At 68.7% G+C, this 26,099-nt stretch carries 18 protein-coding genes; 2 read left to right on the forward strand and 16 right to left on the reverse strand.

Going from position 1 to position 26,099, the window contains the following annotated elements:
• Positions 1 to 6: 6 nt before the first annotated feature.
• From HNR67_RS31800 to HNR67_RS31845, 10 genes are all read right to left on the reverse strand, one after another.
• Positions 7 to 1,185: a cytochrome P450 gene (locus tag HNR67_RS31800; RefSeq protein ID WP_185005850.1), complete on the reverse strand. Its 1,179-nt coding sequence runs from the start codon at positions 1,183 to 1,185 to the stop codon at positions 7 to 9.
• Between the two features lie 198 nt (positions 1,186 to 1,383).
• Positions 1,384 to 2,547, reverse strand: a complete 1,164-nt coding sequence (locus HNR67_RS31805; RefSeq protein ID WP_185005851.1) for a DegT/DnrJ/EryC1/StrS aminotransferase family protein — start codon at positions 2,545 to 2,547, stop codon at positions 1,384 to 1,386.
• Positions 2,548 to 2,723: 176 nt separating this feature from the next.
• Positions 2,724 to 3,449, reverse strand: a complete 726-nt coding sequence (locus HNR67_RS31810) for a class I SAM-dependent methyltransferase (RefSeq protein ID WP_185005852.1) — start codon at positions 3,447 to 3,449, stop codon at positions 2,724 to 2,726.
• A 3-nt stretch (positions 3,450 to 3,452) separates the two neighbouring features.
• Positions 3,453 to 4,733 (reverse strand): nucleotide disphospho-sugar-binding domain-containing protein, encoded by a 1,281-nt coding sequence (locus HNR67_RS46455; protein ID WP_185005853.1) that lies wholly within the window; start codon positions 4,731 to 4,733, stop codon positions 3,453 to 3,455.
• Between the two features lie 24 nt (positions 4,734 to 4,757).
• Positions 4,758 to 5,744, reverse strand: a complete 987-nt coding sequence (locus HNR67_RS31820; protein WP_185005854.1) for an aldo/keto reductase — start codon at positions 5,742 to 5,744, stop codon at positions 4,758 to 4,760.
• A gap of 23 nt (positions 5,745 to 5,767) precedes the next feature.
• Positions 5,768 to 7,180: a glycosyltransferase gene (locus HNR67_RS31825; protein WP_185005855.1), complete on the reverse strand. Its 1,413-nt coding sequence runs from the start codon at positions 7,178 to 7,180 to the stop codon at positions 5,768 to 5,770.
• A 777-nt stretch (positions 7,181 to 7,957) separates the two neighbouring features.
• Complete coding sequence (locus HNR67_RS31830; RefSeq protein ID WP_185005856.1) at positions 7,958 to 9,397, reverse strand: NDP-hexose 2,3-dehydratase family protein; 1,440 nt, start codon at positions 9,395 to 9,397, stop codon at positions 7,958 to 7,960.
• A 93-nt stretch (positions 9,398 to 9,490) separates the two neighbouring features.
• The gene (gene asnB, locus HNR67_RS31835; RefSeq protein ID WP_185005857.1) at positions 9,491 to 11,338 is read right to left on the reverse strand and encodes an asparagine synthase (glutamine-hydrolyzing); all 1,848 of its coding nucleotides are present in this window, start codon (positions 11,336 to 11,338) and stop codon (positions 9,491 to 9,493) included.
• A gap of 310 nt (positions 11,339 to 11,648) precedes the next feature.
• Positions 11,649 to 14,486, reverse strand: coding sequence for an AAA family ATPase (locus HNR67_RS31840; RefSeq protein WP_185005858.1), 2,838 nt, complete (start codon positions 14,484 to 14,486; stop codon positions 11,649 to 11,651).
• Positions 14,487 to 17,030 carry an AAA family ATPase gene (locus HNR67_RS31845; protein WP_185005859.1) on the reverse strand — a complete coding sequence of 848 codons (2,544 nt, stop codon included), beginning with the start codon at positions 17,028 to 17,030 and terminating at the stop codon, positions 14,487 to 14,489.
• 578 nt (positions 17,031 to 17,608) lie between these two features.
• Between HNR67_RS31845 and HNR67_RS31850 the strand changes: the two genes are divergently transcribed.
• Complete coding sequence (locus HNR67_RS31850; protein WP_185005860.1) at positions 17,609 to 18,640, forward strand: GDP-mannose 4,6-dehydratase; 1,032 nt, start codon at positions 17,609 to 17,611, stop codon at positions 18,638 to 18,640.
• A 157-nt stretch (positions 18,641 to 18,797) separates the two neighbouring features.
• On the opposite strand, the gene HNR67_RS31855 is transcribed toward HNR67_RS31850, so the two are convergent.
• The 4 genes from HNR67_RS31855 to HNR67_RS31870 form a co-directional block, all read right to left on the reverse strand.
• Complete coding sequence (locus HNR67_RS31855) at positions 18,798 to 19,004, reverse strand: DUF5988 family protein (RefSeq protein WP_185005861.1); 207 nt, start codon at positions 19,002 to 19,004, stop codon at positions 18,798 to 18,800.
• Positions 19,005 to 19,119: 115 nt separating this feature from the next.
• Positions 19,120 to 19,812 (reverse strand): thioesterase II family protein, encoded by a 693-nt coding sequence (locus HNR67_RS31860; RefSeq protein ID WP_312988457.1) that lies wholly within the window; start codon positions 19,810 to 19,812, stop codon positions 19,120 to 19,122.
• Between the two features lie 207 nt (positions 19,813 to 20,019).
• A complete protein-coding gene (locus tag HNR67_RS31865; RefSeq protein WP_246492640.1) occupies positions 20,020 to 20,706 on the reverse strand; it encodes a helix-turn-helix transcriptional regulator in 687 nt (228 codons plus the stop codon).
• A 699-nt stretch (positions 20,707 to 21,405) separates the two neighbouring features.
• Positions 21,406 to 23,868: an alpha-L-fucosidase gene (locus HNR67_RS31870; RefSeq protein ID WP_185005862.1), complete on the reverse strand. Its 2,463-nt coding sequence runs from the start codon at positions 23,866 to 23,868 to the stop codon at positions 21,406 to 21,408.
• Between the two features lie 161 nt (positions 23,869 to 24,029).
• Here HNR67_RS31870 and HNR67_RS31875 point away from each other — a divergent pair, with 161 nt between their 5' ends.
• A complete protein-coding gene (locus HNR67_RS31875) occupies positions 24,030 to 24,833 on the forward strand; it encodes an ion transporter (RefSeq protein ID WP_185011341.1) in 804 nt (267 codons plus the stop codon).
• Between the two features lie 10 nt (positions 24,834 to 24,843).
• Here the strand turns inward: HNR67_RS31875 and HNR67_RS31880 are convergent, their stop codons facing one another.
• Complete coding sequence (locus HNR67_RS31880; protein ID WP_185005863.1) at positions 24,844 to 25,497, reverse strand: fasciclin domain-containing protein; 654 nt, start codon at positions 25,495 to 25,497, stop codon at positions 24,844 to 24,846.
• Positions 25,498 to 25,663: 166 nt separating this feature from the next.
• Positions 25,664 to 26,014 (reverse strand): hypothetical protein, encoded by a 351-nt coding sequence (locus HNR67_RS31885; protein ID WP_185005864.1) that lies wholly within the window; start codon positions 26,012 to 26,014, stop codon positions 25,664 to 25,666.
• Positions 26,015 to 26,099 lie beyond the last annotated feature (85 nt).

Here is a 26,099-nt window from a genome sequence, read left to right on the forward strand (position 1 = left end):
GGTGAGCTACCAGGCCACGGGCAGCGAATCGACGCTCACGGCGAACCGATCGTCGTCCGCGCCCACGCCCAGCACCTCTTGTAGCTCCGCGTCGAGTCGCAAGGTCGGAATCCGGGTGAACAAGGTGGTGAAGATGACGTCCAGCTCCATCCGCACCAGCGGAGCCCCGACGCAGTGCCACGCCCCGTGCGCGAACGTCAGGTGCTGATTGGGATTTCGCCGGAGGTCGATCCGCTCGGCGTCCGGGAACGCGCTGGGGTCGAAGTTGCCGACACCGAAGTCCGGCAACACGAGGTCGCCGCCGCGAATGGTCTCCCCGGCGATCTCGATGTCCTCCTGCGCGTAGTGCGGCAGCCACAGACCGCCGACGTTGTTGGTGCGCAGCAGTTCCTCGATGGCGGTGGCCATCAGCTCCGGCTTGCTCATCAGTTCCTCGCGGAGGTCCGGACGAGTGAGCAGGCGCAGTGTTCCGTTCACCACGGCGGCCGAGGTGCTGCCGTGTCCGGCGAAGATCAGCATGATCGCCAGCGAGGCGAGGTTCCAGTCATCCACCCGGTCGGACAGCGCCGAGAGGAAGTCATCGCCGGGATTTCGGCGTTTCTCCGCGGCCAGCTCGGCCAGGAAGGACAACGCCGCCATCCGTTCTTCCTCGGTGGCGTCCATGCGGTGCATGACATCAAGCAGTTCGAGCAGTTTGGCCCTGGCGTCAACGGGCACGCCGATCAGCTCGAACAGCACCAGTCCTGGCACCGGCATGGCGAACTCGGCACGGAGGTCTACCGGGTGACCCGCGCTGAGCATCCGATCGATCGCCTCGTCGACCACGGCCTGCACCCGGGGCCGCAGCGTCACCATTCGCTTGCGCGAGAAGTAGGGCGCCACCAGCCCGCGGACCTCGGCGTGGACCTCCCTCGGGTCCATGTCACCGACTTCGGTCGCGGCCATTTCCAGCATGGAGTTGTCATAAACCCGGGGCGCGTTGCGCGGATCCGGGTGCGTGCGGCCAATCCTTCTGTCCACGAGCAGCGCACGGATTTCCTCGAACCCCAGCACCAACCAGGCATCGTCGCCGGTGGACGTGCGAACCCGCCACAGCGGCTTCTCCGCCAGCATGGCGAGCATGACCGGGTTGTCGGTCAGTGCGGGGACACGGAGGGATTCCAGGTCAACTGGCTGCTTTGACAAGGTGAAACCTTTCTTCCCGGGGCGGTTGCTCTGGGACCGGTACACCGAGTCTCACGTAGCTGCGAAGGGGAAATCCTTAGTGTCCAGGGGGGAAAGTTGGTTCGTTCGGGGTACACGGCACACCGCCGGGGCAGGGTAGGGCGCCGCCCCGGCGGTGTGCCGGATGAGCCAGGTCCGGGCGAGAACCTGGCGGGTCTTTCAGGAGGTGGTCACCGGCGCGAGCGCGGCCACGCTGGCCTTGACCGAGTCCACCACCACGGCCACGTCGTCATCGGAGATGGACTGGTGCAGTGGCAGCAGGATGGTGGTCTCCGCGGCCAGTTCGGTGCCGGGCAGGTCGGCGTCCACCGCGCCGTAGATCGGCACCCGGTGCAGTGGCGGGTAGCGGAAGGTGGTGTACACGCCGGCCGCGAGGAGGTCGGCGGCGATGCGGTCGCGCAGCGCGGTCTCGCACTGGATCCAGTAGAAGTAGCCGGAACTGCGGTGTCCGGCGGGCAGCGGCGGCGGGGTGCGCACGCCCGGCACGTCGGCCAGCAGCCGGTCGTAGGCGGCGGCGATCTCCAGCCTGCGCTCGACGAACCCGGGCAGCTTGGCCAGCTGCACGCTGCCCAGCGCACCGGTGATGTCGTTGCCCATGATCCGGCGGCCGAACTCCTCGATCTCCAGGTCCCACCAGCGCTGGGCGCGGGCCTTGGACTTGACGAACCCGCTGGCCGACTTGCCCAGCCCGAAGTAGGCCAGCCGCTTGGCCCTGGCCGCCACCTCGGGGTCACGGGCGTAGAACATGCCACCGTCGCCGGTGACCAGGATCTTCATCGCGTCGAAGCTCCACACCGCGATGTCGCCGAAGGTCCCGCAGGCCCGACCGTCCACAGTGGAGGCCACCGCGCAGGCGGCGTCCTCGATCAGCGTGATGTCGCGCTCCCGGCACAGCTTGGCGACCGCCTCGATATCGCCGGGCTGGCCGCCGAAGTGCAGGGTGAGCACCGCCTTGGTGGCCGGGGTCAGCGCCGCGGCGATGTGCTCGGCGCTGGGGTTCATCGTGTGCGGGTCCACATCGCAGAACACCGGCCGGGCGCCGGAAGCGGCGACCGCGTTGCCCGCGGCGACGAAGTGGGCCGAGGGCAGCACCACGTCGTCACCGGGCCCCAGCCCGAGCAGTTCGATGGCCAGGAACAGCCCGGAGGTGGCGCTGTTGATGTGGAAGACCTGCTCGGCAGGCACGTCGAGGTGCGCGGCGAACGCGGCCTCGAAGGCCGCCGCCCGCGCCCCATACCCGAGCCAGTTGCTCTCGAACACCTCCGCGACCGCCGCGGCCTCCTCCGCCCCAAGCGAAGGCTGGAACACATTGATCTTGGCCATCAAATCCCCTCCCTACCTAGACGGTCCCCACCCACCGAGTGTTGGCCGTTCTCGTACGCCACGTTGGCCGAACTTGTACGCCGTTTTGGCCGTTCTGGTACGCCTGCGCTGGACCGGGGCGTACCAGAACGGCCAACACTGTGTACGACAACGGCCAACACGCCGGTGGGGTGGGGTCAGTTCGGCGCGGTCGCGACGAACAGGCCCCGGCCGGTCGGGGGGCCTGGGTGGTACTGGACGTTCAGGCCCGCGGACTCGAAGGCGTCGGTGTACTCGCTGATGTGGAACAGCGACAGCACGTCCAGCTCGGTGAAGCTCTCCACGCCGGTGTGGTCGGCCACCGTGTAGTGGATGGTCATCCGGCTGGTGTTGCCGTCCTTGACGGTGTGCGAGACGCGGGTGATGGCCTGCTCGCTGTCCTGGTAGGCCGAGGCGGCGAAGTAGCCGGGCAGGAAGGTCTCCGGCGTCCACCACGGCTCGACGATGACCACGCCGCCGGGGTTGAGGTGCGCGGCCATCCGGCTCAGCACCGTCTTCAGCTCACCAACCGAGGTCGGATAGGCGATGCTGTAACACATGCAGGTGATCGCGTCGTAGCGCTTGCCGAGGTCGAACTCGCGCATGTCCGCCTCGACGATGTCCGCCGCGGGCAGCTTGGTCCTGGCCACCTCGCACATGCCGGCGGACAGCTCGACGCCGTCGGCCACCTCGAAGTGCTGGGCCATGGTGACCAGGTGGTTGCCGGTGCCACAGGCCACGTCCAGCACCGAGCTGGCGCCCGGCTTCAACGTCTTGATCCTGGTCGCCAGCATCTCGGCCTCGGCGCCCCAGTCCTTGCCGTTGCGGGTGCCGTAGACCACGTCGTAGATCGCTGCCTGGCGGTGTCCGTACTCGGTGCCCATAGGTCATCTCTCCGTGTCAGCTCGTCCGGGCGCCCCGCCGCCCTGGTGCGCGCGAACGCGCTCGGTCAGCAGTGGGATCAGTTCAGCGGGGTAAGGCAGGGTGTCCAGCTCCTGCCGGAAGCGGGCCGCGCCCTCGCGGAACCCCGGTTCGGTGAGCAGCCGGGACAAGGCCGCCTTGGCCTTCTCCGGGGTGAAGTCCTCGGCGGCGAGCACCAGCCCGTTGCCGGTGGCGGCCACCCCGCGCGCCACGTTGTGCTCACCCCAGTTGGGCACCGGGCAGAGCAGCTGCGGCACCTCGTGCACGCCCGCGGTCATCACCGATCCCTCGCCGGCGTGGTTGATGATCACCGCGCAGGTGGGCAGGATCTGACTCAGCGGCACGTAGTCGATGATCCGCAGGTTCTCCGGCGGGTTCTCGATCGGCTTGGTCTTGTCCAGCGTGACCACCAGCTCGATGTCCAGCTCGCACAGCGTGCGCACGGTGTCCTCGAAGCTGGATCCGCTGACGTGGAACAACAACCGGCCACGCCCGGAGGTGCCGAAGGTCATCACCACCCGCGGCCGCGGCGGCGGGGTGGTCGCCCATTCCTGGGTGACCGCGCCACCGTTGTAGGGGGCCCAGCGCATCGGCAGGTAGTCGATGTCGGTGGGGATCCGCCAGCCGGCCGGCCGCTGGTCGATGCTGGACTGGCCGAGGATCTGGGTCTCGCTGAACTCCAGGCCGTAGGGCTCCAGCATCGGGGCCATCATCCAGTCCAGCGAGCCCTCGATGATCATGTCGTCGGTGGGCTCGCGGCGGGAGTAACGCTCCCACAGCCAGCCCACGTTGTCCTGGCCCCACAGCAGCCGGGCGTGCGGGATGCCGGTGGCCTCGGCGGCCACCGCGGCCTGGATACAGAGCGGGTCCCACAGCACCAAGTCCGGCTTCCAGTCCCGGCACAGCGCCACCAGCTCAGGCAGATCGGGCGTGTGCAAGGACAACGCGCCGACCAGGGTCAGCCACGCCTTGTGCCACGGCTCGTCCTCCTCGCCGCGGATGGCCAGGTCGTTGTCCAGGTCCTCCAGGTCGTGCAGGTTGGCGTTGAACTCCAGCATGGCCTGCATGCGCTCGTTGTCGCAGGAGCCGAAGGCGATCGCGGGCAGGCCGCTCTGGCCGACCTCGTGCGCCATCGACGGGTGCACCGCCACCCGCACCTCGTGGCACTGGGCCTGCAACGACCAGGCCAGCGGCACCATCGGGTAGACGTGCGCCGCAGCCGGGAAGCTGACGAAAAGTACCCGCACAGCCGAACTCCGTCCTAAGTAGACTTACCAGGCCCATGCCTCGGGCCCCGGTCCGCCGTTGCCGACGGGCGGGAAGATCAGTTCCAGCTCTTCCAGCAATGGCGCTGGCAGTTCCAGCTCCATCGCGTTGAGCGCGCCGATCAACTGCTCGGCGGTGCGCGGTCCGATCACCGGGGCGGTCACCCCCGGCTGGTTCATCACCCAGGCCATGCCGACCTCGGCCGGGTCCAGCCCGTGGCTCTCGCACAGCTTCTCGTAGCGGGCGATGGCGTCCCCGTGCTTGGGCATGGCCACCTGCGCCCGGCCCTGCGCGGTCTTGACCGCCGAGCCCTCGGCCATCTTGCGCAGCGCGCCGGAGAGCAGCCCGCCGTGCAGTGGCGACCAGGGCAGCACGGCCAGTCCGTACTTCTGCGCGGCCGGGATCAGCTCCAGCTCCACCGCCCTGGTGACCAGGTTGTACACACAGCTTTCCGCGACCAGACCGAGGAAATTCCGTTCCCTGGCACTGGCCTGCGCCTCCACCAGGTGCCACCCGGCGAAGTTGGACGACCCGACGTAGCGGATTTTCCCTTGCGCCACCAGGTGTTCCATCGCCTGCCACACCTCCTCCCATGGCGCGGACCGGTCGATGTGGTGCATGAACAGCACGTCGATCCAGTCGGTGCGCAGCCGCTTGAGGGAGGCTTCGCAGGAGGCGATGATGTTGCGCGCGGACAGCCCGGAGTCGTTGGGCAGGTCGGTCATCGGGTTGCCGACCTTGGTGGAGAGCACCACCTTCTCCCGGCGCAGCCCGCCGAGCGCGAAGTAGTCGCCGAGCAGCTCCTCGGTGTAGCCCTTGTGCTTCTGCCAGCCGTAGAGGTTGGCGGTGTCGAGGAAGTTGACCCCGCGCTCCAGCGCCAGGTCGAGCAGCTCCACCGCTTCCTGCTCGGTGGTGCGCACGCCGAGGTTGAGCGTGCCGAAGCAGATCGGGCTGACCCGCAACGCGGTCCGCCCCAGGGTGGTGTACTCCATCGCTGGTCTCCTCGGCCGGGCGATCAGTGGGGGGACCGCAGGGCCTGCGGCGCCGGTTCCAGTTCGCCGTTGACCAGTTCCATGATCAGGTCGGCGCCACGCTCCCGCCCACCGGCGGCCTGCTGGACCGCGGCAATGCGCTCCGCGGCCTGCCGGAAGGAGGGCTCGGTGAGCACCCTGGTCAGCTTCGCGGCGATGTCCTCGGGTTCGATCAGGTGCGGCCGGTTGACCGTCAGGCTCAGCCCGAAGGACTCCCCGCGCCGCGCGATGTCATGGCAGTCGGCGAACATCGGCCGGGTCACCATCGGCTTGCCGAAGTACAGACTCTCGTGGAACCCATTGCTACCCGCATGCGTGAAGAACACCTTCACACTAGGGTGCGCCAACACATCAAACTGCGAAGGCAACCAGGACTCCACCCGCAAGTTGGGCGGCAACTCCGCAGCGGGCGGCAACAACTCATGCCGCTCCTTGGGCAAGTTCCACAACACATGGTGGCGACCGTTCAGCTTCCTCGCCACCTCCACAATCCCGGCAACCTCATCCCGGCTGAGCCGCTGCAACGTCCCCAACCCGATGTACACCACCGAATCGTGCGCATCCAGCCACTCACTCACCGGATTCGCCCCCGGCGCCTCCGGCAACGGCGGCACCATGGCCCCCGTCAACCGCAACCCCTCCGGCCGAGGAAACGGAAAGTCCACCTCCGCCACCGAGAACGCCATCACGAACTTGGACTCGGTGACCTGTCCGTCCGCCCGGGTGTCCTCCCGCCGGATCCCCGCCTCCTGCTGGAGTTTCACGTACTCCGTCAGGTGCGGCCGCATCTTCTTGCCCATGTACATGGCCAACGTCCGCAACCCGAAGAACAAGTTCTGCAACTTCTGCAGCGGGTTCATCGGGAACGGCAACCCCGTGTTGGGCCGAGGGAAGTGCTTCGGCAGGTGCGACTTGGCCATCAACGGCACCCACGACGCGTACGAGTGACTGGGCAGGAACGGCAACGTGGCCACAAACGGAATCTTCCGCGCGATGGCGAGAGCATGCGCGAACCCACTGGCGCTCTCGATCACCATCAACGCCGGCTTCAGCTCATCCACCGCGGCCGTAAGCCGCCGATACTCCTCAGCCATCAACTTAGGCTGCATGACCATCTGCAAAGATTCCCGATGCGAAACAAACTTGGACCGACTCGCGAACCGCGAGTAAGCCGCATCATCCATAGTCGACAGCGACAACTCCGGCGGCCCAGCCCCCAACGAGACGAACTTCAGCCCCCGCCCCTCGATCTGCTCCCGCCGAGTCTCATCAGTCGCGTACCAGACCTCCGGCACCCCCCGGTCGACCAACTCACCGGCCAGCACCAGCATCGGGTTGAGCAACCCACTCTCCGGCCTGCTCACGAACAGGATCGGCCGCCGGTCGTCCGCACTCATCCCCAGCACCTTCCGGAAGACAACACAGGTACCTTTCTCACACACCCCGCACCCGGTTTTCCCCAGTAACCACCCCCCTGACCCGAGTGTTTGCCAGCTCGGGACGCCACGTGGGCGGTTGTGGCCAGGCGGGGAGCCAGGCGAAGCCCAGAGGCGGACACCCAGGCAGCTCCAGGCGACCCACGTGCGACAACGGCCAACACGGCGTACAAGAACGGCCAACACACCGTCCCATTCCGGCCAACACACCGTCCACAACGGCCAACACACCGACGAGGGGTTCACCCCACCGGCGTGTTGGCCGTTGTCGTACGGTGTGTTGGCCGTTGTTGTACGGGTTGTTGGCCGTTGTGGGCGGGCGGAGCCCGGAGCGGTGAGCGTTGGGGGCAAGCGGGCGAAGCCCGGGAACGCTGCGGCTAGGCGGTTCCCACAAGCCGCGACCGGGCGAAGCCCGAACACCAACAGACGGGGTGGCTTTTCAAACATCTCCCGAGCGGTTCCCCATCCCCGTCAGCCTGGAGAGGACACACCGCATCCCGGGTGCGCAGACCGCAACCCGCCGCAGCCCTAGCCTCTCAACCGCAACGGTCTGTGCGCCCGGGATGTGGTTTGGTATCGGAAGGCTGACGGGGATGGGGAACCGCACACGAGCACTGCTCTCTGCCCTTGACTTTGAACCTCCCCCCATCCTTTGATTCCTGCCCGTCCGGCGAGGACGCCCTTGATCTTGATCTTCCGCTCGTGCCCCACAACACCCAACCCGCCAACCAAAGAACCTCAGCGCAAGCCGCGAAGACAGGCGAACAGACTCCGAGCCTCAACGTTCACATACCGACTGTGCTGCAACAACCCATTGATCTGGTGCAAGGTCAACCACCGATAATCCGGCAGCCCCTCCCCCCCAAAATCCTCCGGCACCTCCACGATCACATACCGATTCCGCGCATGATAGAACCGCCCACCCTCCTCCGACAGCACCGTGTCAAATAGCACCCGCCGAGGATCGGCCTTCAGCACATAATCCAAAAACGGCGGCTGAGCATGCTCCATCCCCAGCTTCGTATAAGTATCCGGACTGCACTGCACAGTGGAAGCCAGCTCCACCACATCCAGATACCCCGGCTCAACCCGGGCGTTCACCAGCGCGTGCAGCACCCCGTCCACGTTCTTCACCAGCAACGCCACCATCCCCAGCCCATGCGGCTGGATCAACGGCTGCGTCCACCCCGACACCTCACGGCTGTTCGTCTTGACCCGCACCGCCACCACGCTGAAGTACGCGCCGCTCTCGTGCTGGATCTCATGACTCGTCCGCCGCCAGTGTTCCACCGCGTGCAACGGAATCAGCTCAGTGCTCAGCTGCGTCTCGGAATGCCGGGACGTGATCCAGCTCAGCACCTCCGCGGGCGAGAACATGCTGCCTGCAAAGGGATCACACGAGCGGGCGATCGCGGAGGCCAGGCCGTCGCCGACCCTGTCGTTGCCGCCCTCGAAGCCGGAAGGCATGCAGGACAACACAGTCCGCGCGTCCATGTTCACGAAGTCGTCCTCGGCCAGCAGCTGGTTGAGCTGGCCGAGGGTCACCCAGGCGAAGTCGTCGAGGACCTCGACCTCCTCGTCCACCTCCACGATCATGTTCCGGTTCCGCTTGCGGTAGAACCAGGATCCCTGCTCGGACTGCAGGACATCGGCCAGCACGCGGTGGCGGGCGAAGTCGCGGAAGTAGTCGAGATACGGCACTGACGCGCCGCCGTGTGCCTTGGTGTAGTTGCTCCTGGTGGCCTGCACGGTCGGGGACAGCTGCACGCCATTGACGTTGCCCGGCTCGGCTTTCGCCTGCATCAGGCAGTGCAGCACCCCGTCGATCTCCTTGACCAGGATGCCCAGGATGCCGATCTCGGGCTGGTTGATGATCGGCTGGGTCCAGGTCGGGATCGGGCCGGAGTTGGTCTCCACCTTCAATCCGCACACGCTGAAGAACCGGCCGGTGTCATGGCCGAGGTCGCCACTGTCGGGGTTGAACGCCCAGCGGTCCATCTCGTCGAAGGCGATCAGTTCGACCTCATGGGTCTGCACCAGACCGCGTTCGTACACCCAGTCACGCACATCGGTCGGCGAGGAAGCGGTACCCGCCACCTCACCGGCCGAGCGCGCCAGCCGATGGCGCAGGATCTGGTCTGGCTTGCGGAGTGCCGGGGTCCCGGTTCCACTGCTCATAACGGCTCCTCGCGCCATCGGCTGCTTCCTACTGCCGTTGGTACACGTGCGGGTGTAGGGACTTCCCCAGAGTTCCCCGCACGGGCCCGGTGATCAGCCCAGATCAAGCCTTGGGCGGTAGATGTCGAGCCAGGTGGCCACGTCGATGGCGCGGTCCAGGTTCTCCCGCACCACCTCCGGCATGCCGACCGGATCCATCGCCACCGTCTCCTCCATCCACTTCCGGTTCATGATCGAGAACACCGGGTGGTTGTCGGCGGCGAGGAACTCCTTGGCCATCCGCTGCAACTCCGCGGCGTAGCGCGGATCCTGGGTGGCCGGGTACGGGCTCTTGACCCGCTCGGCCACGCTGGCGGGCAGCAGCGGGCCGGTGGCCGCGCGCAGCAGGCTCTTCTCCCGGCCGTCGAAGGTCATCATCTCCCACGGCACGTTGTAGACGTACTCGACCAGCCGGTGGTCGCAGAAGGGCACCCGCACCTCCAGGCCCACCGCCATGCTGATCCGGTCCTTGCGGTCCAGCAGCAACGGCAGGAACCGGGTCAGGTGCAGGTACTTGAGCACCCGGGTGGCGTGCTCCTCGTCGGACTCGCCCTCGAGCCGGTCCACCTCGGCGATGGCGACCTGGTACTGGTCCTGGATGTAGGTCTCCATGTCCAGCGCCGCGGACAGGTCGTCGTTGAGGACCTCGTCGACCTCGGCCTCCTCCAGCATCTCCACCAGCGGCACCATCCACGGGAAGATCTCGGCCTCGCGGATGGCCGGCACGTGGAACCACGGGTAGCCGGCGAAGACCTCGTCCGCGCCCTCACCGGAGAGCGCGACGGTGGAGCGTTCCTTGATCGCCTTGAACAGCAGGTACAGCGAGACGTCCACATCGGCGATGCCGATCGGGAAACCGCGGGCGGCCACCACCGAGGAGCGGGTCTCCGCATCCAGCATGGCGTCCGGGGACAGCACGATGGCCTGGTGCTCGGAGTTGACGTGCTCGGCCACGGCCTGGGCGTAGGGCGCGTCCGGGGTGCCGCGCATGGTGTCGGCCTGGAAGTTCTCGGTCAGCCCGGTGAAGTCCACGGTGAAGCTGCGGGCCCGCTCGCCCTGCCCGGCCAGTTCGCGCGCGGCCACCGCGGTCAGCGAGCTGGAGTCCAGCCCGCCGGAGAGCAGCACGCACCGCGGCACGTCGGCCACCAGCTGGTCGCGGGTGATCTCGCTGATCAGGTCGTGGATCTCGGCGATGGTGGTCTCGAGATCCGCGGTGTGCTCGCGCGGGGTGAGCCGCCAGTAGATCCGCTCGCGCTGCCCGTCCCGGTCGAACTCGACCAGACCGCCCGGCCGGACCTCGTGCATCCCGGTCCACACACCGTGTCCCGGCGTCTTGCAGGCGCCGAACATCTCGCGCAGGCCCACCAGGTTCAGCACCGCCTCGGCGTCGGGGTGCGCCAGGATCGCCCTGGGCTCGGAGCCGAAGAGCACCCCGTCCTGGGTCGGGTAGAAGTACAGCGGCTTGATGCCCAGCCGGTCGCGGATGAGGACCAGCTTGTCCACCCGGCCGTCCCAGATCGCGAAGGCGTACATGCCATGCAGCTTCTCGGCGAAGTCGGTGCCCCACTCGAGGTAGCCGCGCAGCACCACCTCGGTGTCGCTGGTGGTGCCGAACTCGTGGCCGAGCGCGCGTAACTCCTCGCGCAGCACGGCGAAGTTGTAGACCTCGCCGCTGTAGGTCAGCGCGATCTCACCCTCGGGGGTCTCCAGCGTCATCGGCTGCACGCCACCGGCCAGGTCGATGATCGCCAGCCGGCGGTGGCCGAGCGCGACGTGCTCGCGCACCCACACGCCGCCGTCGTCGGGTCCGCGGCACCACATCGTGTCGGTCATGGCGTCCAGGACCGCCCGGTCCTGGTTCAGGTCACGGTTGAACGCGAGCCAACCGGTAATTCCGCACATGCGGGGGCCTCCACCACGCTCGGAAACAGAGTCAAACCATTCGGTCGAATGGAATCGGCGGTGATTCCGGCAAGGACGGCGGGCCCGAACCGGCAGAACACCGCTCGCTGCGCCGCCGGTCGGCGTTCCGGCAGCTCAGAGAGCGCTCACAGCGCACACCACCGACCGGATGCCGGCGGCTGCATCAGCTGCGTTGTTACCCGGACCGAGGTAGGGACTTCACCAGTGTTGGCGCGGCGGTGCCGACCGGAGGAAGTGCGTGCCGCGCAAGGCATCCCGACCGACCGTTCGGTCGGTAGGGATGCGTGGGTCAGGTTGATCGACTGCCGCCGGTGCCCGCCGGGGCCCGCAGCGCTTCGGCCAGCTGGACCCGGCGCTCGATGCCCAGTTTGCGGTACGAGCTGGTCAAATGCTTCTCCACGGCCCGCCTGCTGATCTCCAGCCGACTGGCGATCTCGTGGTTGCCCAGACCTCGCGCGGCCAGCTCGGCCACGGTGGCCTCGGTGGGGGTCAACCGGGTGGCCGGGGCCGGAACCACCGGGCTGTCAAGGGAAACGGCGCTCTGGCTGGTACTCGCCATCATGCCCTCCTCGGCCCCGCCGCGGCCCTCCATCAACTGCTCGGCGAGCTGCCCCGCCTGGGCCAGCACCCGCTCTCCCTCGGCGGGCGAGGTTTTCTGAATGCGCTTTCCCAACCGTTTCAGCGTCCAGGCCAATTCGGTCTTGTTACCGGCCTGCCGGAACAGTTCGGCGGCCTGGCGGAGATGTTCGACGCCGCGCGCGCCGGGGGTGAGAATGCCGAGCAGATGGCTGCCGCGGGCGATTCCGTTGGGCGATCCCCAGGCCAGCGCGCGCCGCTGGTGTTCCTCGGCCAGCGCCATGGCCTCGGCGTGCTGGCCGACCCGGTGGTGCAGGGCGGCGGCCATGCACTGCCAGGGCAGCACGGCCTGGTTGCGCCAGCCCGCCCGGTCGAGCAGGTTGCCGCCGTCGAGGATCTGGGCCAGCGCGGCCTCGTGGTCGCCCGCGGATTCGGCCAGCATGGCGCGCATGGTGCGGCGCAGCGCGTACATCCGCAGGTCGGTCTCGGAGCCGGTGATCTCCAGCGCGCGCCGGGCCAGGTCCACATCGCGGGTCACCATGGCCACCGCGCCAAGGGCCACCGCGGAGGAGACGATCATCTCCTGGGTGTCCCCGCCGACCAGGTCCACCGCGTGCAGCGCGGCCTCCTTGGCCCTGGCCACCTGGCCGCGGCCGAGCAGGGCCAGGCTGCACTGGGCCTGCACCAGGGACTGGAAGGCGGCCGGGGAGGGCTGGCGGGCGTGTGCGAGCACCGCGTCCAGCCAGGAGCCGGCGGCATCGCCCTGATCGGCGGCCAGCAGCACCGCGGGCAGGATCTGCATGAAGGAGCCGATCTGCACCGAGTTGGCAGGCACCCTGGCCACGATCTGGCGGGCCATCCTGGCCACCTCGGTGCTGGGCACCTCCCCGGTCAGCGTGACCGCCTCCAGCAGCACCACCCGCAGTTCCTGCTCGGCCGGGCAGGCGCGGCCCGCGTCGAAACCCAGTTCGCGCAACCGCTCCCCCGCGGTGGCCACCAGTTTCCGGTCCGGCATGCCTGCCTGCCGCCAGCGGGCTTCCAGCCGCAGTGCGACGTCGAGGTCGTGCCCGCTGAGCCCGTCGGTGGGGCCGATCTTGTCCCGGACGTCCTTGAGCAGCGCGGCCAGCTGCGGGTCGTAGCCGGAGACGCGCAGCGGCATCCAGGACAGCGCCTCGGCCCGGCTGCGGTGATCCGGCAGCAGCCGGGCGGCCTGCACCAGGTGCTGTTTGGCCGCGGCGGGCCAGGCGTCGAGTTCGGTGGCGGCCAGCTCCACCAGCAGTTCGGCCCGGCGGCCGTCCTCCGGCGGGGAGTCCAGCAGCGCGCGCCGGAAGTAGCGCACCGCGATCTCCGGGGCGCCGCGCCTGCGGGCGGAGACCGCGGCGGCCTTGAGCAGATCCAGGCCGCGCCGGTCGTGCATGCCGTCGACCTGCACCAGCTGGGCGGCGACCTCCTCGGGTCCGGCCCCGCATTCGGCCAGGTGGTCGGCTGCCGCGCGGTGCAGCCGGGAACTCTCCGCGGAGCCGATGAACTCCGAGACCACCTTGGTCAGCGCCGCGGTGGGCACCACCCGGCCGTCGATCTCATCCAGCGCGCCGCCGACCCGGCGCAGCACGCTCTTGGCGGTGCGGCATTCGGTCGGGGTCAGCTCGCTGAGCCGGGCCAGCAGCAGTTCGGTGGCCTGCTCGGCCAGGATCACGGTGGCGATGGCGAAGGCGGAGACCACCCGGTCCCGGCGCAGCAACGCGCGCAACTGCTCCCGCCGCAACGCCCCTGACAGCTCGCGCACCCTGGGCACCTCGGTGAACTGCCCGCGCAAACGTTGGTGCACGGCCCGGTCCAGCAGGGCCAGCAGCGCCTTGGGCGAACCACCGGTGACCTCGTGGCACACCTCGGCGAAGGCCGGATCGCAGTCCGGGCCGAACCGCTGGGCCACCAGGGCGGCGGTGGTGTCCGCGGTGAAGGCCCGCGCTTCCAGGCGGTAGCCGGTGACGTCGAGGATCTCCTGGATCAGCAGCGCGCGTTCGCTCACCGCGTCCGGGGTGGTCACCGCGACCAGCAGCCGGGCGCCGTGCAGCCGGGAGGCCAGGAAGGCCAGCGCGCGCAGCGATGCCTCGTCCACCCAGTGCAGGTCGTCGATGACGACCACCACGGTCTGGGTGGCGCTGAGCCGTTTGAGGGTGGCGTGCAGGCCGTGCACGAAGCAGCCGAGTGAGCCGGGACCGAACTCGCTGGTCTGGTCCAGGCCACCACCCTCCAGGATGGCGGCCAGCATGCCGCGCGGGGTGTCCTCGGCCTCGACCCCGCCGTAGACCAGCGGGGTGACCAGCTGGCGGACCACGCCGATGGGCAGGTCCCGTTCGGACTCCGCGCCGCTGGCCCGCAGCACCAGCGCGCCCTCGGCCGCGGCCAGCTCGACCAGTGCCCTGGCCAGTGCGGTGCGCCCGGCGCCTGCCGGGCCGCCGATGTGCAGCAGCGCGCCGCGCCCGGAGGCCACCTCGCGCACCGCCTCGCGCATCTGCCGGAGTTCGGAACCGCGCTCCCGCAACGTCATTCAGCACCCGCCCGTGGTCGGTCCCACCCTGCCGAGCAACTCGTCCCGCCCGCGCACGCCCAGCTTGCGATAGACCTTGGTCAGCCGCAGCTCGATCGTTCGCCTGGTGACGCCAAGGCGCGCCGCGGCCTCGCCGTTGGCCAGCCCGCCGACCACCAGGCGCACCACCTCGAGTTCCACCGGGGTCAGCGCGGCGAGCACGTCCAGCGGCAGTCCGGCGGGCACGGGTGCGGCCACCGGTTCGGGCCGGGGCGGCGGTGGCTGGTCCGGCAGGTCGGGGATGTCCACGCCGATGGCCCGGAACCCGGCCAGCGAACGCTCCTCCGGGATGTCCAGCGCCTCCCCGCAGCCCCAGCGCTCCAGCACCGCGTTCTCCTCGGCCCGCAACGCCATCGCGCGGTCGGTGTCGCCGAGCAGCTGGTGGGCCAGGGAGGCGCCGAAGCGCCAGGGCAGCAGCACCGGGTTGCGCCAGCCGCGGCTGAGCAGCACCCGCCCGCATTCCTCGAAGAGCACCAGCGCCCGTTCGGGCTGCCCGGCGACCAGGCGGACCTCGGCGCGGGCGTAGAGCAGCAGGCTCCAGCCAACGCCCCGGTCGGCCAGTTGCGCGTCCGGCCGCCCGGCCAGTTTCCGCGCGGCGTCGACCTGGCCGCTGCGGATCAGCGCCATGATCTCGGCCGAGGTGACCCTGGAGGCCAGCGCCGGATGCCAGGAGGTCAGCGGCAGTTCGCGTTTGGCCGCCTCGATCACCGCGAGGGCCTGTTCGGGGTCGCCGCGGCGCAGGATGATCCCGGACTGGCCGAGCATGGCCTGGGCCGCCGCCGCCCGCGCGCCCCGCCTGCGGGCGTCGTGGGCGAGCGTCTCGTACCCGGCCGCGGACTCCTCCACCGCGTCCGCGCACAGCAGCGCCCGCGCGGCGGCGAAGCGGCACATCAGCGGCGCGCCGTCGCCCTCGGCCAGCACCAGCCTGGCCAGTTCCAGCACACGCGGCCGGTCCTCGGCCCTGGTGGCCAGCTGCCAGGCCAGCACCGCGGCCTCGGCCGCGTCCACCGGGGTGCGCGCGGGCGAGGGCAGCACGGTGGCCGGGGTCTCCAGGTCGGGTCCGGCCTCGTCCTGGGCCAGCCAGCCCAGCGCGCCCAGCGGGGAGAGTTCGGTGGCGGTGCGGGTGCCCGCGGACTCGCGGTAGGCATCGGAGACCAGGCGCCGGGTGGTTTCCGCGTCGCCGCGGGAGAGCAGCAGGTCGGCGGCCTCGACCACCGAGTCCCAGGAGCCCGCGCCGTTGTGCAGCACCAGGACCTCGCGCAGCCTGCCGTCGCTGGCCTCTGGCTGGTCCACCACTTCCAGGCAGGCCAGCCGGATCAGCAGCCGGGAGCGCACCGGATCGGTCATCGGCTCGCGCAGCGCCCGGCGCAACGCGGTGATCGCCGCGTCCCGCTTGCCCTCGCGCAGCAGACAGGTGGCCGCGGCCGCGAAGACCTCGCCTGCCCACTGCTGCCCGGCCACCGGCACACCACCGAGCAACTCGGCGACTGTGAGCGCTCCCATTTCGAGAACCCGCCCGAGTTCGGCCGCCCGCATGCTCAGGGCGGCCCGGTCCGCGGCGTCCCGGCCGGCGAAGGCGTCCACCGCGAAGCCGGGGCAGGCCAGCCGGGGCGCGGTGGTGCCGACCACCAGTCCGGCCCCGCTCAGCGCGCCGAGCGCGTCCAGCGCGCCCGCCCGTTCCAGCGCGGTGACCATGGCCAGGCCGAACCGCCCGCCACCGGCGGCCATGGTGCGCAGCAACGCGGCCGCCTCCAGCGGCAGGGTGCGCACCACCCTGGCGACCCGTCCGGTCCAGTCCGCCCGCGCGACCTCGTACACCTCGGTCAGCCGGGCCGGGATCAAGGGCAGATCAGCGGCGTTGAAGTGAGCGGCCACCGCGGCGAGTACCGCGGGCCTGCCCATCGAGGCCTGGGTGGCCGCCCTGGCCACCTCCTCCTCCACCGGTTTGCCGGTCAGCCCGGCCAGCAGTTCCCTGGCCTCCGGCACGGCCAGCGCACGCAGCCTGAGCTGGGTGGGCACACCGGCGGGGGTGGCCGAGCAGTCCGCGCCCACCACCCGCACCAGCGGGCCGTGCGCGGAGCCCAGCAGCATGATCGGGTAGTCCCGCACCTGCTGGGCCATCTCGGCGAACCAGCGCAACGACCAGCGGTCGGCCCAGTGCAGGTCGTCCACGGCGATCAGCAGTGGCCGCCGGGCCGCCAGCGCGGTGAACTCCCGGCACAGCAACGCGTTGAGGTCGGTCGGATTGGGCGCCTGCTCGCAGGAGACAGCCAGGTCCGCGATCCGCCCCGGGGGGAGCAGATCAGAGAGCAGCCGGGTCACCACCGAATACGGAATGGCCGATTCGGAGGGGGCACAGGGCGCGAAGGACACGCCAACGCCCAGTGACTGCGCCCGCGACACGGTGTGCCGCAACACGAACGACCGGCCCGAACCTATCGGGCCGCTGACACCCACGATCTGGGACTGACCCTCACCCAACCCCTCGACCAGTTCATCCAGCACACCAACTACCGACGTGTCACGTGCTGACTCGTCCCCGACGACGAGGTGGACAAGGCTCATGACGACCCCTATCCGGGTTCTCCAACCGACAGAAGGCAAGCCCCACCCAGCTCCAGCCACTATTCGTGACCGGCGGCCGACACATCCGCATCCCTTGAACCCGCTGCCCTTACTACGGTTTGGAGTTCGCACTCTCCATGACCGCCCAGCCCCGGAAAAGCCCCATATCAAGTATGTTGAAGGCGTTCCTGGGGTTCTCCACAAAATTTGAGCTTAACTTGATCCTGGGTGTCTGGTCGTTTCATGGTGGCCATCGCCACGTTACCCACTCAACGGGTGAGTTACTGACGAGTTCTCGCCATCCGTGACCACCTTCCCACGCGACGCACGGCCCGGTGACAACCCGACACCGCGCCGTGCGTCGCCCCGCCCGGACCAGCCCGTTCAAGATCGACAAGGGCCCATCATCTAGACGTTTCCTTGTGCTGGTGCGGTTTCACTGGGGCGAAGAGCGGGTGAGTCATCCTGTAGTTGGTCCACTCGCGACACCGCACTTGCACCGGCATCAAGGAGACCATGTGCGTAGGCGAGCGCTGATCACTGGAATCACGGGACAGGATGGCTCCTACCTGGCCGAACACCTCCTCGAGCAGGGGTACCAGGTCTGGGGGCTCATCCGCGGGCAGGCCAACCCACGCAAGTCGCGGGTGAGCAGGCTGGTCAAGGATCTGTCCTTTGTGGACGGAGACCTGCTGGATCAGGGCAGCCTGATCTCGGCGGTGGACATGGTCCAGCCGGACGAGGTCTACAACCTGGGCGCGATCTCCTTCGTGCCGCTGTCCTGGCAGCAGGCGGAACTGACCACCGAGGTCAACGGCATGGGCGTGCTGCGCATGCTGGAGGCCATCCGGCTGGTCTGCGGCCTGGACAAGTCCAGGGCTGGCGGCAACGACACCATCCGCTTCTACCAGGCATCCTCCTCGGAGATGTTCGGCATGGTGGCCGAGACCCCGCAGCGGGAGACCACCATCTTCCACCCCCGCAGCCCGTACGGCGTGGCCAAGACCTACGGCCACTTCATCACCAAGAACTACCGCGAGTCCTTCGGCATGTACGGGGTCTCCGGCATCCTGTTCAACCACGAGTCCCCGCGCCGTGGCGCCGAGTTCGTGACCCGCAAGATCTCCCTCGCGGTCGCCCAGATCAAGCTGGGCCTGCAGAAGGAGCTGCGCCTCGGCAACCTGGACGCGGTCCGCGACTGGGGCTTCGCCGGGGACTACGTGCGGGCCATGCACCTGATGCTGCAGCAGGAGGAGCCCACCGACTACGTCATCGGCACCGGCCGGATGCACTCGGTGCGCGACGCCGTGCGGATCGCCTTCGAGGCCGTGGACCTGGACTGGCGGGACTACGTGGTGATCGACCCCGAGCTGGTGCGCCCGGCCGAGGTCGAGACGCTCTGCGCGGACGCGAGCCGGGCCAAGCTGGAGCTGGGCTGGACGCCGAACGTGGACTTCACCGAGCTGATGAACATGATGGTGGAGTCGGACCTGCGCGAGGTCACCCGCACCAACCAGATCGAGGAACTGCTGCCCGCGGGCGGCTGGTAGGCGCTACCCAGACGGCAACGCGCCGGTCCGCGATCCCGCGGCCGGCGCGTTCCCATGTCCGGAGCGGCCCGGCCCAACCAGCTCGGCGCTCAACCAGCTGGGCGCACGAAAAGGCCGGTACGACGGGAGGTCGTACCGGCCTGGGGAAGCGCGAGGGTCACTCGGCGATCTTCGTCCGTCCGCACCAGTTGTAGACGGGGAGGTTTTCCTCGCCAACGCTCTGGTTCTGCCCGTGATAGGCGAAGTGCTCGTAGCCGGCGCCGAAGGCGACCTTGATTTTCTGATCGAGCCGGTCCACATTGCGGACCGGTTCGATGAGGGACAGTTCGGCCGGTCCACCGGACAAGAAGATTCGGGTGCTCATCTCGTTTCCTCCTCTGGGCTGGCTCAACTATGCGACCTAAATCACCAGGAAAACCGTTGAAGGATCCAGAGCCAGGCTCCGTGGCGACATTCCGCCGCGGTCCGACCTGCCGGAGTCAGACCGTGCTGCGGGTGGCGCCGAGTGCGCGGCTGATCTCCGCCTGCACCGCGGCCTGGTGCTCGGTGAGGAAGAAGTGCCCGCCCGGATACACCTTGATCCGGCATTCGCCGTCGGTGTGCCCGCGCCAGGCCTCGGCCTCGGGAATCGTGGTCTTGGGATCGTTGTCCCCGGTGAGGACGGTGATCGGGCAGTTCAGCTTGCGCCCGGGTTGTGCCCGGTAGGTCTCGATGGCGCGGTAGTCGTTGCGCAGCGCGGGCAGGCTCATCCGGAGGATCTCCTCATCGGCGAGCACGGCTCCGTCAGTGCCGTTCAGGGTGGCCATCTCGGCGATGATCGCGTCGTCACCGCGCCGGTGGGTGCTCTCCTCGCGAACCGAGGAGGGCGCCCGGCGCCCGGAGGCGATCAGTTCGAGCGGGGGTCGCCCGCCGTCCTGCTCAAGCCGCCAGGCGAGTTCGAAGCCGATGGTGGCGCCCATGCTGTGCCCGAACAGCACGGTCGGCTTCGGGGTGAGCGCGGCCAGTTCGGCCGCGATGTGTTCGGCGAGCTTCTCGATATCGGCGATTCCCGGATCACGGAGCCGATCCTGCCTGCCGGGGTACTGAATCGCGACCACATCCACCGCCGGCGCGAGGTTTCGCGAAACCGGGTAGTAGAAGCTGGCCGATCCGCCGGCGTGCGGCAAGCACACCAGCCGGGTGGTGCTGGCCGCCGAGGGATGGAAGCGCCTAATCCACTGCGTTGTCTCGGTGTCGGCTATCGCCACGGGCGTAGTTCCCTTCCTCAGACCCCACCATGACGATGACGGCCCGGCTGCCCGCCGTGTCATCATCGCACGCATTCATTGCTGAACTACGCAGAGCTGTTAATGTCACGCACACTCGGAGTGACTTGAGTTTTACTTGACATAGGCGGGGAGCACCCGGGGCGGCCACGAGCCGACGCCGAAGAGTCCCATTGAATACGCTTTCGAAACCAGCGCCGGACGGTTCTTCGCCTTCAACCGGCGCAACAGCGTCGTAACGTGGTATTCAACTCCGCCGCGGCTCAGGTGCAGCATCGAAGCCAGCTGCACGGTGGAAACACCCGCCGCGACACCCTCCAGAATCCGGGCGTCCATGTCGGTCAGGAGCTTGCGTCCCGATGACAGCATGTGACCGGTGCGGTCGGTCTGCTCCGGCCGCACGATGACCATGATGCGCTGGACCTTGCCGCCCTCACCGACCACGGCCACGCCGGTCAGCTCACCGCTGAAGTCCGGCTCGCCACTGCGCAGACCAGCGATTTGGCTGGAAAAGCGCCCCTTCTGTCCGTCCAGGAGCCGACCCAGTCCCTGCACGACGCTCTCGCGCACGCTGGGGTGGAGCAGTTCCGCGAACGTTCGCCCGCAGGCATCGGCAGCAGACCTGCCGAAGAGCCTAAGAAGCCTCGAATTTGCCTCAGTCACTCGCAGTGACGAATCCAGTGTCGCCACACAGATGCCCGACTGGTCGAAGAGAGATCGAACCAGTTCCTGTGCGTCGTCCACCTTCCGTACCGCGCTAACCGAATCATGCATTGCCGCCGCTGCCACGTCCACACTCATCGGATGACCAGTCCTCCCGTTTAGAGATTGTGATCGAGCCCCCCCAAGGCACGTTCACCCAGTTGGGTTCCTCAACGGAATTGATCGTCTGGGTATGGCCCAAGACCTGTCAACGCGAGACCAACAGCCTGTCTTAAGACTGTGGTCCTCCGCACCTACAGGTTCGGACCGTGCGGACCCCCGCGCTGACCGGCGGAAATGCGGTGCGGTGGCCGCACCCAGACACCCGCACCCGCCCCATTCAGGCGAAACTGTCACCGTAGGCAATTGGCGATTACCGGGAGTCACCCTCAAATCAATCTCAAGTTTGGCAGATGACGGCCATTGTTATACGGAGAACTACATTTCTTGTCATCCAGCCCGAGAGTCACGCCATCAACACGTGTAGACGAAGCATGGCGTACTCCGATCCGGGTAAATCCCTGACTGGTGCCATGACATCGAGCCTCTCGATTCAACGGTTGCCTGCCGAACTTCGTGGGTAGGTTCGATGGCGATTTCCCGACTGCGCCCGAGGAGTGGCCATGGACCCGCGGAACCACACGCCGGGCGCCGTCCAGCGCGCCCACCAGGCAGGTGTCCTCCGCCGGGCCACAACGGCTGTCCTCCGGGAGGACTACACCGCGGCCGGGACCGGGCCAGGACACAGCTCGGCCGCCGCGACCGGAACCTGTCGCGGCGGCCGAGGTCCGGGCCGGCTCAGCGTCCCCGCACCACCACTTCGGCCAGCGACAACGGATCGGTGGCCGAGGCGAGCTGCACCCGCACGTGCCGCCCGGCCTTGCCAGCCATGCCGATCGCGGTCGGCCGCCCGGCCATTCCCGGCTGGTGCACCGCGGTGACCCCCGGAGTGGCCAGGGCGTCACGCAGTGCGTCCGCGGTGATCGGCGTGTCCGAGACCAACACCCAGTAGTCGGAAAGTCGTCGCGCACAGCAATCAGTGCGGTTCCAGATCTCGATGGTCTCGATGGCCACCGGCCTGCCGAGGTCCACCTGCCACCACGCCTGGTTCGCGGGTTCGGCGGTGTGCGAGGTGGAGTTGTCCCGGAGGTAGTCACCCGCGGTGTTGCCGTCCACCGCCCGCTCCGGCACCCCGCCCCAGGCCAGGCTGACCTGACTGGCGGCCTTGCCCCTGGCCTGGTTCGGCAGCACCACCCGCACCTGACCGGCCAGCTCCAGCTCCCTGGCCACCCCGGTCACCACCGCCGTCACCTCTTGTATTGCAGGTGTGGCCTCGGCGGGCACGGTCACCGGCACCAGCACGGTGCGGGTCTGCCCCGGCGCCAGCCCGGTGAAGGGCACGGCCGCGCCGACCGACCATTCGGTAGGGGCGCGTAATCCGACCGTGCCGCTGACCGCCCTGGACCGCAGGTTGGTCACCCGCACCGGGACCTCGATCCGGCTGCCGGTCTCCACCTGCGTGGGCGGTTCGGCCCAGCCGACCACCCGGTCGGTAGGCGCCACCAGCCCGCTCAGTCGTGCGCCCAGCTCCTGGCCCTGGTGCGCGGGTTCGGCCCGCGCGATGGTCACCGGCGTGACCTGCCGCCCCCGCACGGTGAACGGCCCGATCGCGCCACCGAGCAACTCTGCCCCGGTCAGCACCCGGCTCTGCTCCCCCACGCTGACCCGGTACCGGCTGTCCGGTTCGGCGGTCCCCCGCAACGTCAAGGAAACAGAGCCGGACCGCTCGCCGCTCAGGTGCGCGGTCTGCCGCACGCCGGTCTGCCGGGTGCTGGGGTAACTGCCCTGGTCGGCATAGCTGTTGCCGCGCTCGAAATCGTCCTCGCCCAGCACCCAGGCGCCGTCCCGGCCGGCCCGCACCGTGTTCGCCGGGATGATCCGCAGCTCCCCGGCCAGCTCCACCCTGAGCACCGGCAGCACCTTGTCCTTGGGCGCGGCGGGCAACCGCACCACCAGGTCCTCGCCGTCCTGCCGCCAGTCCAGCCTGCCCGCGCCGTCCTCGCTGACCCGGCGCACCCGGGTGGCCAGGCCGGGCAGCCGCAGCTCACCGGTACTCGGCCACTGCGTGACGTGCAGGAACAGGTCGTTCCCCTTCGCCGTGACCTCGCCCCAGGGCTGCCCGCCGAACCGGGTCGCCGAGGCGCCCAGCACCGCGCCGGGGTGGCTGCCCAGCCAGGACCCGATGCCACGCAGCACGTCCGCCTCGAACTCCACCACCGAACCGTCCCCGCGCGGACCGATGTTGAGCAGGTAGTTCCCGCCCCTGGCCCGCACGCTGGTCAGCCCGACCACCAGGTCGCGGATCTTGCCGGGCAGGTCCTCCCGCCGCTGCCAGCTCCGGTAACCCCAGGTCTCGTGGTAGATCGAGGCCGGGGTCTGCCAGGTGCCGTCCAGTGGCACAGTCGGGATCTCGTTGTCCCCGAGCGTGCGGAAGTCGCCGGTGTTGTTCCAGATCCGGCTGTTGATCACCGCCCGCGGCCGCAGTTCACGCACGATCCCGGCGAATCGCCTGCTCTGCGCCACGGTCGGCGCGGACATGTCGAACCAGACCTCGGCGATCTCGCCGTAGTCGGTCATCAGCTCGCGCAGCTGGGCCTCGATCACCGGCTCCATCGCGGCCGGGATCGGGTTGTTGTTGCCGCCGTCGAAGCTGTGCCCCTGGTGCCAGTCGACCAGCGAGAAGTACACGCCGAAGCCGAGTCCCTGGGCCCGGCATGCCTCGCCGAGCAGTTTGAGCGGGTCCTTCTTATATGGGGTCGCGTCGACCACGTTGTAACCGGTGGTGGCGGTGCCGAACATGGCGAAGCCGTCGTGGTGCTTGCTGGTGATCACCACGTACTTCATGCCCGCCTGCTTGGCCAGCGCGCAGATCCCCGCCGGGTCGAACCTGGCCGGCTGGAAGCGGGCGGCCACCTCGCGGTACTCGGGCTCGGAGATGTTCGCCCACATCTGGATCTGCTCGCTGTAGCCGCTGGTCACCGGCTGCCCGCGCCAGACCCCGCCGAGTTCGGAGTAGACCCCCCAGTGGATGAACAGCCCGAACTGCAGCCGCTGCCAGGCCGCCAGTTCCGGGTCGGGGCTCAGTTCCACCACGCCGGGGATGCCGCGCACCGGCCTCTGTTGTTCCGCCGCACCTGCCGCCCCGGTCAGGCTCAGGCCCAGTAACAGGGCGAGCAGCAGGCAGCACGATCTCCGCATCATCGGGTTCTCCTCGTTGAGCACCGGCGCGACGTCGCCAAAGCCGAAGTGATCACCTGTCGGGACTACCAGGAAAGACCCCAGCCGTCACTCGATAGGTTGATCAAGTTGTGTTGGCAAGCAGTAGGGGGCAGGCAGTGCCGGTGCGGGCGCGAGTGCGGTCGATGGTCGAATCCGCGAGGTTCCAGAAGGTGATCACCGCCGTGATCCTGGTGAACGCCATCGTGCTCGGCTGCGAGACCTCGCCGACCTTGGTCGCCGAGTACGGCGAGTGGTTACACCTGATCGACCGCGCGGTGCTGGCCATCTTCGTGCTGGAGCTGTCCGCCCGGCTCTGGGCACACGGCCCGGCGTTCTTCCGCGATCCGTGGAACTGGTTCGACAGCATCATCATCGTGATCGCGCTGCTGCCCACCTCCGGCGCCTTCTCGGTGCTGCGGGCGCTGCGCATCCTGCGTGCCCTGCGCCTGATCTCGGTGGTGCCCAGCATGCGCCGGGTGGTCTCCGCGCTGCTCAGCGCCCTGCCCGGGATGGCCTCCATCGGCGCGCTGATCGCACTGGTGCTCTACGTCTCGGCGGTGATGGCCACCAAGCTCTTCCGCGAGGTCTCCCCCGAGTACTTCGCCGACCTCGGCGACTCGCTGTTCACCCTGTTCCAGGTGATGACCGGCGAGGCATGGTCGGAGGTGGCCCGCGGGGTGATGCGGGAACGTCCACTGGCCTGGATCTTCTTCGTCAGCTACATCGTGATCACCTCCTTCACCGTGCTGAACCTGTTCATCGCGGTCGCGGTCAGCGCGATGGAGGCCCAGCCGTCAGAGAAAGAGGAGCAGGAGAAGGTCTCCGACACCGCCGCGGTGCTCGCCGAACTCCGCGAACTCCGCGCCGAGGTCCGTGCCCTGCGCGACCCGGACAGCGCGAACCGGCCGCCGGTGTCCACAGTGGACTCCGGCGACCGGTCGCGGTGAGAACCGGTCCTTACTTGGGCAGCAGGACCGAGTCGATCAGGTAGACGGTGGCGTTGGCGGTGTGCACGCCACCGCAGATCACGTTGGCGTCATTGACCTTCAGCGCGTTGCCGGAGCCGGTGACCTTGACCATGCCGGTCTGCACGGTCTTCTGGTCGCCCGCGATCTTGTCCGGCGCGATCTGGCCCGGCACCACGTGGTAGGTCAGGATCTTGGTCAGCAGCGCGTCATCGGTCTTGAGCTTCTCGATGGTGGCCGCGTCGATCTTGGCGAAGGCGGAGTCGACCGGCGCGAACACGGTGAACTCACTGCCGTTCAACGTCGAGACCAGGTTGACCTTCGGGTTCAGCTTGCCGGAGACCGCCGCGACCAGCGTCTTGAGCAGCGGGTTGTTGCTGGCGGCCACCGCGACCGGGTCGGCGGACATGCCTGCCACCGAGCCGGGACCCTGCGGAACCTGCTGGGCGTAACCGGCACAGCCGGAGCCGACCAGGTCACGGGCCGGATCGGCCATCGCGGCCGAGGTGGGGGCGGCGCTGGAGGTGGCCGCGGCCGAGGTGGTGCCGGAACTGGCCGCCTGGTCACCGGAGCCACAGGCAGCGGCGGACAGGGCCAGGGAGGCGACGCCCAGGGCGATGGCGGTGTGGCGGATGCCGCGGTTCATGACTGGCTGACTCCTGTGGTCTCGGATGCCTGCCCCGGCAAGGGCTTCATCCACGCGGTGTGTCCAGAGTGGACTCTCCGGACTCGAACGCCTCTTGTTCGTCCGCGGTTCGCCCTCGGATCGACCAACCGAGAGCCTGTGACCACTTCGTTACATTCCGTACTGCTCAGTCACCCTGCGCCCAGGCCGCCACCGGCAGCGACAGGTACACCCCGAAGTCCTCAAGTCCGGTGGCCGCCGCGAGGTCGGCGTGCAGCCGGTCCACCCGGTCCTGGCGATCGGCGGCCCGGCTCTCGAACCACTTGGACCGCACCTCGATCACCACGTCCAGCCCACCGCGGTCGAGGGGTCCGAAGGCCCGGAACCGGATGTCCACATCCCCCGGCTGCAGATCCCCGTCGTAGGGCTCCTCCGGGCAGGCCACGGCCAGCGACACCAGGTGCGGCAGCACCGAGCCGAGTTCACGCAACACCGGTTCGCCGATCTCCGGCGCGTAAGTGACTTCCACAAGCGGCACCCGGCCACCCTAGTTGTCCCCCCACGGGGTCGGCCGCCGAGTTTTTTCACACCACTTCGCCTCGCCGGGCCGCCACGAGCCCTCC

The sequence above is a fragment of the Crossiella cryophila genome, assembly GCF_014204915.1.
GTDB lineage: Bacteria > Actinomycetota > Actinomycetes > Mycobacteriales > Pseudonocardiaceae > Crossiella > Crossiella cryophila.